11 protein-coding genes are annotated in these 11,346 nt (G+C 70.2%); 10 read left to right on the top strand and 1 reads right to left on the bottom strand.

Annotated elements, in window-relative coordinates:
• Positions 1-1,256, bottom strand: a 1,256-nt coding sequence (locus tag JNK30_RS02975; RefSeq protein ID WP_293480043.1) for a calcium-binding protein, incomplete at its 3' end; no start/stop codon positions are given.
• A 148-nt stretch (positions 1,257-1,404) separates the two neighbouring features.
• Here JNK30_RS02975 and JNK30_RS02970 point away from each other — a divergent pair.
• The 10 genes from JNK30_RS02970 to JNK30_RS02925 all read left to right on the top strand — a co-directional run.
• A complete protein-coding gene (locus JNK30_RS02970) occupies positions 1,405-2,115 on the top strand; it encodes a TVP38/TMEM64 family protein (RefSeq protein ID WP_293480041.1) in 711 nt (236 codons plus the stop codon).
• Positions 2,112-2,729 carry a glutathione S-transferase family protein gene (locus JNK30_RS02965; RefSeq protein ID WP_293480039.1) on the top strand — a complete coding sequence of 206 codons (618 nt, stop codon included), beginning with the start codon at positions 2,112-2,114 and terminating at the stop codon, positions 2,727-2,729. The genes JNK30_RS02970 and JNK30_RS02965 overlap by 4 nt, the downstream gene beginning before the upstream one ends.
• Before the next feature lie 206 nt (positions 2,730-2,935).
• Positions 2,936-4,525 carry a 2-isopropylmalate synthase gene (locus JNK30_RS02960; protein WP_293480037.1) on the top strand — a complete coding sequence of 530 codons (1,590 nt, stop codon included), beginning with the start codon at positions 2,936-2,938 and terminating at the stop codon, positions 4,523-4,525.
• Positions 4,526-4,671: 146 nt separating this feature from the next.
• Positions 4,672-5,553 (top strand): DMT family transporter, encoded by an 882-nt coding sequence (locus JNK30_RS02955; RefSeq protein WP_293480035.1) that lies wholly within the window; start codon positions 4,672-4,674, stop codon positions 5,551-5,553.
• A 76-nt stretch (positions 5,554-5,629) separates the two neighbouring features.
• Complete coding sequence (gene modA / locus JNK30_RS02950) at positions 5,630-6,373, top strand: molybdate ABC transporter substrate-binding protein (protein WP_293480033.1); 744 nt, start codon at positions 5,630-5,632, stop codon at positions 6,371-6,373.
• On the top strand, positions 6,370-7,053 hold the full coding sequence (gene modB / locus JNK30_RS02945) for a molybdate ABC transporter permease subunit (RefSeq protein WP_293480031.1): 684 nt from the start codon (positions 6,370-6,372) through the stop codon (positions 7,051-7,053). Before modA ends, modB begins: the two co-directional genes overlap by 4 nt.
• A gap of 248 nt (positions 7,054-7,301) precedes the next feature.
• The gene (locus JNK30_RS02940) at positions 7,302-8,345 is read left to right on the top strand and encodes a rod shape-determining protein (protein ID WP_012522835.1); all 1,044 of its coding nucleotides are present in this window, start codon (positions 7,302-7,304) and stop codon (positions 8,343-8,345) included.
• Between the two features lie 25 nt (positions 8,346-8,370).
• Positions 8,371-9,489, top strand: coding sequence for a rod shape-determining protein MreC (mreC, locus tag JNK30_RS02935; RefSeq protein WP_293480029.1), 1,119 nt, complete (start codon positions 8,371-8,373; stop codon positions 9,487-9,489).
• On the top strand, positions 9,486-10,001 hold the full coding sequence (locus tag JNK30_RS02930; protein WP_293480027.1) for a hypothetical protein: 516 nt from the start codon (positions 9,486-9,488) through the stop codon (positions 9,999-10,001). The genes mreC and JNK30_RS02930 overlap by 4 nt, the downstream gene beginning before the upstream one ends.
• 76 nt (positions 10,002-10,077) lie before the next feature.
• Positions 10,078-11,346, top strand: a 1,269-nt coding sequence (locus tag JNK30_RS02925) for a penicillin-binding transpeptidase domain-containing protein (RefSeq protein ID WP_293480025.1), incomplete at its 3' end; no start/stop codon positions are given.

Raw genomic sequence — 11,346 nt, 5'->3', positions numbered from 1 at the left:
ATGACGCCGGCCGCGAAGGTGTTCTGCGCCGCCAGAACCGCTGCGGTGAAGTCGGCGGCGCTGGTCTCGCTGTAGGCCTGGCCCACGACGAAGCTCAGGCGCAGCTTGTCGGTGACGCTCCAGTCGGTGATCCGGTCGAGGCCTGTCGGCTCCAGGGCGAAATAGGGATCGTCGAGGACGAAGACATCCGGGCCCGAGCCGGGTCCCACGTCGCCGGTGAGGGTGTCGAGCCCCGTCCCGCCGTCGATGGTGTCGGCCCCGTCGCCGCCGGTGATCCGGTCGTTGTCCGCGCCGCCCTGGAGGATGTTGGATCCGATGCGCGCCGACAGGACGTCGTTGCCCGCGCCGCCGTCCAGAACATCGTTGCCGGCGTTGGAGCCGCCCGAGACGAGGGTGTCGGCGCCTCCGCCGCCCAGCAGCGTGTCGGCGCCGTTGCCGCCCAGGATCGAGTCCGATCCCTCGTCGCCGTTGACGCTCGCGCCCGGATGCGACGCGGGGGTTTCGTTGGGCGTGATGATGATGCGGTCGTCGCCGTCGCCGCCGAAGACGGTCGAGATCACGGGGGTGTTGACGAGCGAGTCGACGATGCCGGTGTTCACCGTGATGACGTCGTTGCCGCCCTCGCCGGCGATCAGCCCGGCCCCGAGGATCACGTCGTCCCCGAGATTCCCGTTGATGGTGTCCCGCCCGCCCGAGCCGGTCAGGTTGTCGTTCCCCTGGCCGCCCAGGATGGTGTCGGGATTGCCCGAGCCGATGATCGTGTCCTCGCCCCGGTTCCCCTGCATGAAGTTGCGCGAGCCGATGGTCGTGACGCCGGCGACGAAGATGTAGTCGTTGTCCTGTCCGCCGTAGACGGTCTGGCTGCCGCCGTTGAGGATGATGCGATCGTCGCCCTGGTTGCCCTGGACCAGCCAGAAGCCGCCGCCCACGCTCTCCAGTGTGTCGTTGCCGGCCCCGCCATAGGCGCCGCCGCTGCCCGTGGTCGCGGTGACGGTCAGGCGGATGTTGTCGCCGCCGGCGCTGCCCACCCAGAGCTTCGATCCGTCGGGAAAGTTGGCGCGGGTCGCATTGGCCCCAAGGCTGAAGCCCGCGCCGAACGTCTGGGTCGTGGACCCGATGGTGACGTTGAAGGTGCCGTTAGCGTTGTAGATCACCGTCGTCTGCGTGGCCGAACCGGCCTCGACGGTGAGGATGTCGCTGGAACTGAACGCCAGCGCCTGAGCTGCTTCGATCGTGGTGAAAACAAAAGTCGCCATGACGCCCCCCAGCGCGACGGCAGCGCTGCCGGGACGGCAGGGAACGCTGACACTCAACAACTATGGGGACATAGCTAGACCGAACTCGCGTATCCGGCCAGTCCCCCTGGGTTGACCGTGGTCGCCGAACAGGCGACCCGTCGGGCCGATGCGCCGCCTCGTCGCCTTCCTCTCGAATATGGACGCCCAGGCGTGGCGGACGCTGGCCGTCTCGTTCGTCCTGTTCGGCGGGGTCGGCGTCGTGTTCGTCTTCGGCGCCCAGCTGCTGGGCGTGGACTCCGAACGCACGCTTGAGGGCTGGCTGACCGCCGCCCGCGGCCCGTGGGCCCTGCCGCTGGCGGTGGCCGCGTTCGCCGCGCTCGCCTTCATCGGGACGCCGCAGATCGTGCTCATCGCCGCCGCGGTGGTGGCGTTCGGCCCGGTCTCGGGGGCGGCCTACAGCTGGATCGGCACGATGGTGTCGGCGCTGCTGGGCTTCTACCTGGGCCGCGCCGCGGGCGCGCGAGTGCTCGAACGGTTCTCCGGCGACGGCGTCCGCCGCTTCATGCGGCTGGTCGGCGAGAACGGCTTCCTGGCCAGCCTGATCGTGCGCCTCGTGCCATCGGCGCCCTTCATCGTCGTGAACATGGCGGCGGGCGTCACGCCGATGCGCGCGCGCGACTTCGTGGCCGGGACCGGCATCGGCATCGTGCCCAAGATCGCGCTGACGGCGTTCGCGGGCGCCTCCGTGGTCCGGCTCCTGCGCGGCGAGATCGGACGCCACTGGGTGGAGCTGGCCGTGGTGGCCGCGCTATGGCTGGCGCTGGGCTGGTACGCGCGAGGCTGGCTGGCCCGGCGAGGGAAGGACGACGGATCATGATGAAGCTCTACTATTCGCCCGGCTCGTGCTCGACCGCCTCGCACATCGCGCTGGAGGAGGCGGGGGCGGTCTACGAGGCCGTGCGTACGGACGCCCGTATCGGCGACCAGCGGAAGCCGGAGTATCTGGCGATCAATCCGAAGGGCCGGGTGCCGTCGCTGGTCACGCAGCACGGGGTGCTGACGGAGACGGTCGCGATCCTGGCCTGGGTGGCGCGCGCCTACCCGCATGCCGAGCTGATGCCCGAGGACCCCTGGGCTTACGGGCAAGCGCTCTCGTTCATGAGCTATCTGGCCTCGACCGTTCACGTCGCCCACGCCCACCGCCACCGCGGCTATCGCTGGGCCACCGAGGAGAGCTCGTTCGAGGACATGCGCCGCAAGGTCCCGCAATCGGTCGGCGATTGCTTCGCGCTGATCGAGCGCGAATTCTTCCGCGGGCCCTTCGTCATGGGCGACCAGCACACCGTCTGCGACGGCTATCTCTTCACCATCGCCGACTGGCTCGAAGGCGACGGGGTCGATCCCGCGCAGTTCCCCCGGGTGCACGAACACCGGGAGCGAATCCGCCAGCGGCCGGCCGTGAGGAAGGTTCTTGCCGAACTGGCGGCCTAGCGACGCATCCGCCGCAAGATACTTGCGGCTGGAGGCCCCTTTCGGTACAGACGCCGCCATGCGCACGCGGCTGAACAGCCTGCTTCTTCTCTCGCTGGGGCTTAGCCGCCCCTGGGCGCCTCTCTAGGCACGCGCAAGCTCGCGGCCGGGCGACCAGGGGTCTTCACGAACCTCCGCCCCATCGAACCGAAATCCGCGAGTTAGACATGACCAACCCCGTATCCGAACCCGCCGCCGCCCCGCCGTCGGCCAGCGACCGCGTCATCATCTTCGACACCACCATGCGCGACGGCGAGCAGTCGCCCGGCGCCTCGATGAGCCACGACGAGAAGCTGGAGCTGGCGAAGATCCTCGAGGACATGAAGGTCGACGTCATCGAGGCCGGCTTCCCGATCGCCTCGAACGGCGACTTCGAGGCCGTCCGCGCGATCTCCGAGATCGTCACCGAGAGCGTGGTCTGCGGCCTGGCGCGCGCCGGCGCCGCGGACATCGAGCGCGCCGCCGAGGCGGTCCGCCGGGCCAAGCGCGGCCGTATCCACACGTTCATCTCCACCAGCCCCGTCCACATGAAGTGGAAGCTGCAGATGGAGCCTGAGCAGGTGCTGGAAATGGTGACCAAGTCGGTCACCCTGGCCCGCAACCTGTGCGGCGACGTGGAATGGTCGGCCGAGGACGCCACCCGCACCGAGCGCGACTTCCTGCTGCGCTGCATCGAGGCGGCGATCAAAGCCGGCGCCGGCACGATCAACCTGCCGGATACGGTGGGCTACTCCTATCCGTCGGAGTACGCCGACATGTTCCGGGACGTGATCGCGAACGTACCGGGCGCCGACAAGGTGATCTTCTCCACCCACTGCCACAACGACCTGGGACTGGCCGTCGCCAACTCCATCGCCGGCGTCCAGGGCGGCGCGCGCCAGATCGAGTGCGCCATCAATGGCATCGGCGAGCGGGCGGGCAACGCCGCGCTGGAAGAGATCGTGATGGCGCTGAAGGTGCGGGGCGACAAGCTGCCCTTCGCCACCGGCGTCGAGACCCAGCACATCACCCGCGCCAGCCGCTACGTCTCGGCCATCACCGGCTTCCCGGTGCAGTTCAACAAGGCCATCGTCGGCAAGAACGCCTTCGCCCACGAGAGCGGCATCCACCAGGACGGGATGCTGAAGAACGCCGAGACGTACGAGATCATGAAGCCCGAGGACGTGGGCCAGATCGAGTCCAACCTGGTGATGGGCAAGCATTCGGGCCGCCACGCCTTCCGCGAGAAGCTGAAGGACCTGGGCTACGAGCTGGGCCAGAACGCGCTGAACGAGGCGTTCCAGCGCTTCAAGGACCTGGCCGACAAGAAGAAGCACGTCTTCGACGACGACATCATCGCCCTGGTCGACGACGCCCTGGCGAGCAGCGCCGACAAGGTGCAGGTCAAGCACCTGCGCGTCATCGCCGGCACCGAAGGGCCGCAGGAAGCCTTCCTGACCGTCACCATCGACGGCGAGGAGAAGAGCGCCAACGCGCAGGGCGACGGCCCCGTCGACGCGGTGTTCAACGCCATCCACGCCGTCGTACCGCACGATGCGATCCTGCGCCTCTTCCAGGTGCACGCGGTCACCGAGGGCACCGACGCCCAGGCCCAGGTCAGCGTCCGCCTCGAGGACGATGGGCGGATCGCCACCGGCAGCGCCGCCGACACCGACACGCTGACGGCCTCGGCCAAGGCGTACGTCAACGCGCTCAACAACCTCTTTGCCCGCAAGGAGAAGAGCGCGCCCGGCGCGAAGGTCGCCAGCGGCTTCTGACGCCGCGTTCCCTCCCCGAGAGGGGAGGGTGGCGAGCGCTGCAAGGCGGTGGGTAATCCTGCCGCCTCCACACGCCTCGCCCGAACCCGGTCACCCTGGCCGCGCCGCGGCCTGTCCTCCGCTGAAGGGGGGCATTGGAGCAAGGCATGCTCTGGATTCTGCTGACGGCGGCGGCCGCGCCGCTGCAGGTGGCGCGCAATGCGCTGCAGCGCGGCCTGGTGGGCGAGGCGGGCCCCTGGGGCGCCACGCTCGTGCGCTTCCTGTTCGGCCTGCCGTTCTCGATCGGACTGTTCGCGCTGGCGGTCCTGCTGACGCCGGACGCGCAGCCCGACCCTTCGCTGCGCTTCCTGGCCGGCGTCTCCGTCGGGGCGGTGGCTCAGGTCGCAGCCACGGGATTTCTCCTGCTGGCGATGGGCCGCTCGGGCTTTGCGGTGGCGACCGTGTTCCAGCAGTCCTCGCTGCCCCTGGGCGCCGTCCTGGGGTGGATCGCGCTGGGCGACCGGCTCTCGGCGGGCGCCTGGACCGGCGTCTTCGTCGCGACGGCGGGGCTGCTCGTGCTGAGTTGGCCTCGGCGCGAGGACCTGCGCGGCAGCGTGGCGGGCGCCGCCCTGGGGCTGGCGTCGGGCGCGGCCTTCGCGGTCGCGCTCAACGGCTACCGGCAGTCGGGACTGGCGCTGGAGCCGGCCCATCCCATCTACGCCGCCCTGGCCGGACTCGTCGTCGCCCAGGGGCTGCAGTCCCTGCTGCTCGGCGGCGCGCTGGCGGTGACGCAGCCACAGGCGCTGAGGGCCGTCCGCGAATCCTGGAAGGCGTCGCTGGGCGCGGGGGCGTTCGGGTCGGCCGCCTCGGCATGCTGGTTCGCCGCCCTGGCGCTGGCGCCGGCGGCGCCCGTGCGGGCCGTGGGCGTCATCGAGGCGCCCATCGCCGCGGCGGTCGGCCGCCGCCTCTTCCGCGAACGGCTGTCCGCGCGCCAGTGGATCGGCGGCGTCCTCACGAGCCTGGGCGTGGTGCTGACGGCGCTGGGCTGAACACGCCGCTCGCGCTGGCCGCCGGTCCTCCGGTATGAAGCCTTGCCGCTGCAGCCTGGACCCGAGACAGAACCCGATGTTCCGCCGTCTGATGCTCGGGCTCCTCGTCGCCGCCGCGCTCGCGGGTCCTGCCGGGGCCGCCGAGGTGAAGGTGGCGGTGGCGGCGAACTTCGCCGAGCCGGCCAAGGCGATCGCGGCGCGGTTCAAGGCGCGGACGGGCCACGATGCGACGCTGAGCTTCGGGTCCTCGGGCCAGTTCTTCACCCAGATCGCCAACGGCGCGCCCTACGGCGTGTTCCTCTCCGCCGACCGGGAGCGGCCGGAGCGGGCCGAGGCGCAAGGCCTCGCGGCGCCGGGCAGCCGGTTCACCTACGCCGTGGGGCGGCTGGTGCTCTATTCGAAGGCTCCGGGGTTCGTGGACCCGCGCGGCGACGTCCTGCGCCAGGGTCGCTTCGAGAAGATCGCCATCGCCGATCCGAAGACGGCGCCCTACGGGCTCGCGGCGATGCAGACCATGCGCAGCCTGGGCCTCGAGGGCCGGCTGAAGGGCAGACTGGTCCAGGGGGCCTCGATCACCCAGGCCTACCAGTTCGTCGACACCGGCGCCGCGGAGATCGGGTTCGTCGCCCTGTCCCAGGTGGTCAACGCGAGGCGCGGCTCGCGCTGGATCGTCCCGAGCCGTCTCCATGCGCCGATCGAGCAGCAGGCGGTCCTGCTCCGGCGCGGCGCCGGCAACGCCGCGGCCCGCGCCTTCGTGGCCTTCCTGCAAGGCCCGGAGGCGAAGGCTATCGTCCGCCGCTACGGGTACGAGATCCCGTGAGCGAACTCCTGTCCGTCATCTGGCTCACGCTCAAGCTGGCGGGCGTGACCACGCTGATCCTGCTGGTCCTGGCCACGCCGCTCGCGTGGTGGCTGGCGCGCACGCGCGGGCTTGCGAGCGAGTTCGTGGCGGCGCTCGTGGCGCTTCCCATCGTGCTGCCGCCCACGGTCCTCGGGTTCTACCTGCTGATCGCCATGGGACCGGACAGCCCCTTGATGGTCCCCCTGCAGGCGCTGGGCGTCCGCACCCTGGCGTTCACCTTCGAGGGCCTGGTGATCGGCTCGATCCTCTACTCGCTGCCCTTCGCGGTGCAGCCGCTGCGGAACGCCTTCGCGGCCGTGGGCGAGGACAGCCTGGACGCCGCCGCCACGCTGGGCGCGAGCGGGCTGCAGACGTTCGCCCGTGTCGTCCTGCCGCTGTCGGTACCCGGATACGTCGTCGCCGCCATCCTGACCTTCGCGCACACCATCGGCGAGTTCGGCGTGGTGCTGATGATCGGGGGCGCCATCCCGGGGGTCTCGAACGTGCTCTCGATCGAGATCTTCAAGTCGGTCGAAGCGCTCGAATGGGGCCGCGCGCACCTGCTCGCGGCGCTGCTCACCGTCTTCGGTCTGGCCGTGGTGCTGAGCCTGCTTCGGCTCGAGCGCAGGTTCTCGGTCCTGCCGCTCAACGAGCGGTAGATTGCCCGCCTGCGGCGCTGCAACGGAAATCCGGTGTTTCCGCGGCGCCGCGCCGCAGCGCATTTCGCGCGCGACGCGAAAGCGCACACTGCTCTTTAAGCCTTGAAATGAGAGATTCGGCAGGGCAGAGGGACTTCAAAGCCCGCCAGACAAAGCCTAGCGACTCGACGCATCTTCCAGGCGTCAGGTCGGTCGGCTTGGACCCTCTGTCGGACGCGTCATTAGCCCCTATCCCCTCAGGGCCCTGCATGATCTCTTCCCTCTTCGGCGCCATCTCGAACGACATCGCCATCGACCTCGGCACGGCGAACACGCTCATCTACATGAAGGGCAAGGGGATTGTGCTGAACGAGCCCTCGGTGGTGGCGCTTCGCAACGTGGGCGGGCGCAAGGTGGTCCACGCGGTGGGGATCGAGGCCAAGCAGATGCTGGGCCGCACGCCGGGCCACATGGAAGCCATCCGCCCGATGCGGGACGGGGTCATCGCCGACTTCGAAGTCGCCGAGGAGATGATCAAGTACTTCATCCGCAAGGTTCACAACCGAAAGGGCTTCGTGAACCCGAAGGTGATCGTGTGCGTGCCGTCGGGCGCCACGGCCGTGGAACGCCGGGCCATCAACGACAGCTGCCTGAACGCCGGCGGCCGCCGCGTGGGCCTGATCGACGAACCCATGGCGGCCGCCATAGGGGCTGGCCTGCCGATCCACGAGCCCACTGGCTCGATGGTGGTCGACATCGGCGGCGGCACCACCGAGGTGGCCGTGCTCTCGCTCTCGGGCATCGTCTATTCGCGCTCGGTCCGCGTCGGCGGCGACAAGATGGACGAGGCGATCATCAGCTACATGCGCCGCAACCATAATCTGCTGATCGGCGAGACCACCGCCGAGCGGATCAAGAAGGAGATCGGCACCGCCCGCGCGCCCGCCGACGGCGAGGGCCTGTCGATCGAGGTCAAGGGCCGCGACCTGATGCAGGGCGTGCCGCGGGAAGTGCGCATCAGCGAGAAGCAGGCCTCCGACGCGCTCTCCGAGCCGGTGGGTCAGATCGTGGACGCGGTGAAGATGGCGCTGGAAGCCACGCCGCCGGAACTCGCCTCCGACATCGCCGACAAGGGCATCATGCTGACCGGGGGCGGCGCGCTCCTGCGGGGCCTGGACGCCGAGATCCGCGACCACACCGGCCTGCCGGTGACGGTGGCCGACGATCCGCTGAGCTGCGTCGCGCTCGGCTGCGGCAAGGTGCTCGAGCATCCGAAGTGGATGAAGGGCGTCCTGGAATCCACTCTGGCGTAGGACAGGCGCGCGAGCGGAGTCTGAGATGTCCTTGAGGGACAACCCGCTCGGCGAACTCAGGGTCCCGCTGACCTGGACGGCGGGCATCGTCTTCATCGTGGTGCTGATCGCCTCGGTGGCGATCCTGCTGTCCGACCGCCGCGAGACGTTCGACACCGACCAGTACGGCAACCCGCGCACCCTGTCCGACAAGGTGATGGCGCCGGTGGGCGACGCGCTGTCCACGCCGGGCCGGCTGACGGGGCAGGGGGTCGAGGGCGTTCGGGGCTACTTCTTCGCGGTGTCCGAGAACCGCCGGCTTCGCGCCGAGCTCAAGAACATGCAGCAGTGGCGCGACGTCGCCATCGCCCTGCGCGATACGAACGAGCGCTATCGCCAGATCCTCGGCCTCAAGACCGACCCGCCGATCCCCATGGCCACGGCGCGGATCGTGACGGAATCCCGTGGCCCGTTCGCCCATTCACGGCTGGCCAACATCGGGAGCGAAGCCGGCGTCCGGCCCGGCAATCCGGTGATGAGCGAGAACGGCCTGGTCGGCCGCATCGTCGGCGTGACCAACGGCGCCAGCCGAGTCCTGCTGCTGACGGACGCCGCCTCCCGGACCCCGGTCATGATCGACCGCACGAACGCCCGCGCCATCCTCACCGGGGACGGCGGGCCCAATCCTCAGCTCGGCTATCTGCGGGGCACGAACGCCGTACGCGCGGGCGACCGGATCGTCACCTCGGGCGACGGCGGCGTCCTGCCGCGGGGCCTGCCGGTGGGCATCGCGGTCAGGGGGCTGGACGGCCGCTGGCGCGTGGTGCTGGCGTCGGACAAGGCGCCCGTGGACTACGTCCGGATCCTGCTGTTCCAGGACTTCACCCAGATCGTCGATCGCGCCGGGCTGGACAAGGTGGAGCCGCCGCCGCCCACGCCGGGCGCCTCGACGCTGCCGCCGCCGCCGATCGAGGCGCCGGCCGCGCCTGCCGGGACGCCCACGGCGCCGACCGGCGCTGCCCCACCAGCCAGAGCGCCGGCCGGCGCAGCGCCCGCCGCGACGCCGCCCGCTTCGAACGCCCGGACGCCCGCGCCGAAGACCCCGCCTGCGAAGGCCCCGCCGACGAAGGCGGCGCCCTCCGCCGCCCGGGAGGGCGCGCCGTGAGTTCCGCCGCGGCGCGCGGCCTGGCGCCCTGGCGTTGGCTGGGGCTGCCGATGCTGGCGGTGATGGCGGGCGCCTTCCTGTTCGCCCTTCCCATCCGGGTGTTCGGCGTCAGCCTGCCCGAGCCCGTCTTCGCCCTGCCGGTGGCGTTCGCCTGGGCCTACATCCGGCCCTCGATGCTCGCGCCCATCTGCGTGATGATCATCGGCCTCTACCAGGATCTGCTCTGGGGCAGCCCGCTGGGGTTCTGGGCCGTCTGCCTGCTGCTGCCGTACGGCGTCGTGCTCGGGTCGCGATCGATCCTGGCGGGCCAGAGCCGGCTCATGATGTGGGTGTGGTACGGCGCGGCGACCCTCCTGGCGCTGGGGGCCGGCTATCTCTTCACGATGCTGAACTCGCAGAACGCGCCCGACGCCGTGGCGGTGTTCTGGCAATTCCTCGCCACAGTCGTCCTCTATCCCTTCGCGGACAGGCTCATCGAGCGGTTCGAGGACGCCGACGTGAGGTTCCGATGAGCAAGCCGGTTGCTCCCGCGGGCTTTGGACGTACGCTGGCGCCGAGCGGATCTCGCGCGAGCGGGAGGGCAGGGGCATGACGCAACCCGCCATCTTCTTCGAGGAAGTGAACGAGCGGCAGGGCGTGTTCCATCGCCGCTCGATCCTGCTGGGCGCTTTCGCCGGGCTTGGGCTCGGCGCGCTGGGCGCCCGGCTCGCCTATCTGCAGCTCTTCGAGACGCAGCGGTACGAGAAGCTTGCCGCCTCCAACCAGTTCAACTTCAAGCTGGCCCCGGCCCCGCGGGGCGTGATCGTCGACCGGAACGGGGCGATCCTGGCGGCCAACCGCCCGAACTTCCGGCTCCTCGTGGCGCGCGACAAGGGGGTCGACGCCGAGGCGACGCTGAAGACCCTGGCCCACTACGTGCCGCTGGACGAGGCGCGCCAGCGTCGCCTGCTGCGCGACATCAACGCCGCGCCGAAGCGGGCGCCCGTGTCGGTCATGGAAGACATGAGCTGGGAGCAGTTCTCGGCCATCAACGTGCGGTCGCCCGAGCTGCCCGGCGTCACCGCCGACATGGGCGAGGTGCGCGTCTACCCCCATGGGGGCGCCTTCGCCCACGTGATCGGCTACGTGGCCAAGGTGAACAAGGACGACATCGACGAGATCGTGAAGACCGGCGGCAAGCCGGATCCGATCATGCTCCACCCGGGCTTCCGGGTCGGCAAGCAGGGCGTCGAGAAGGCGTTCGACCTGCCGCTTCGCGGCAAGCCCGGCGCGCGCAAGGTCGAGGTCGACGCCAATGGCCGCGAGGTGCGCCACGATGACGAGGGCGACATCCCCGCGGTCCCGGGCGAGGAGATCCAGCTCACCCTCGACGTCGACATCCAGAACCGCGCGCTCGAGGTGTTCGGCGAGGAGAGCGGCGGCGCGGTGATGATGGACTGCCGCACCGGGGACATCCTCTGCATGACCTCGGCGCCCTCGTTCGACGCCAACCGCTTCGTGCGCGGTCTCACGGGCGCGGAGTACCGGGCGCTGGCGGGCTACGAACGCAAGCCGCTGCTCGACAAGTGCCTGTCGGGCCTCTACCCGCCCGGCTCCACCTTCAAGACGATGACCGCCCTGGCCGTGCTGATGGCGGGGATCGACCCTGACCAGACCGTCTCGTGCGGCGGCGGCATGTTCTTCGGCGGCCGCTTCTTCCACTGCCACAAGAAGGGTGGGCACGGGCCGCAGAACCTCAACGACGCGATCAAGAACTCCTGCGACACCTACTTCTACGCCATGTCGCTGCGCGTCGGGCCCGATCGGATCGCCCAGGCGGCCCGGGCCTTCGGCCTCGGCCAGACCTTCGACATCGGC

The organism is Phenylobacterium sp., assembly GCF_016793225.1.
Taxonomy (GTDB): domain Bacteria; phylum Pseudomonadota; class Alphaproteobacteria; order Caulobacterales; family Caulobacteraceae; genus Phenylobacterium.
This window is presented reverse-complemented; position numbering and strand designations above follow the sequence as displayed.

What these genes read in the sequence shown, in the direction of transcription:
- JNK30_RS02970 (WP_293480041.1), top strand. Translation starts at nt 1,405, where the DNA reads ATGCGCCGCCTCGTCGCCTTCCTCTCGAATATGGACGCCCAGGCGTGG.
- JNK30_RS02965 (WP_293480039.1), top strand. Translation starts at nt 2,112, where the DNA reads ATGATGAAGCTCTACTATTCGCCCGGCTCGTGCTCGACCGCCTCGCAC.
- JNK30_RS02960 (WP_293480037.1), top strand. Translation starts at nt 2,936, where the DNA reads ATGACCAACCCCGTATCCGAACCCGCCGCCGCCCCGCCGTCGGCCAGC.
- JNK30_RS02955 (WP_293480035.1), top strand. Translation starts at nt 4,672, where the DNA reads ATGCTCTGGATTCTGCTGACGGCGGCGGCCGCGCCGCTGCAGGTGGCG.
- modA (WP_293480033.1), top strand. Translation starts at nt 5,630, where the DNA reads ATGTTCCGCCGTCTGATGCTCGGGCTCCTCGTCGCCGCCGCGCTCGCG.
- JNK30_RS02940 (WP_012522835.1), top strand. Translation starts at nt 7,302, where the DNA reads ATGATCTCTTCCCTCTTCGGCGCCATCTCGAACGACATCGCCATCGAC.
- mreC (WP_293480029.1), top strand. Translation starts at nt 8,371, where the DNA reads ATGTCCTTGAGGGACAACCCGCTCGGCGAACTCAGGGTCCCGCTGACC.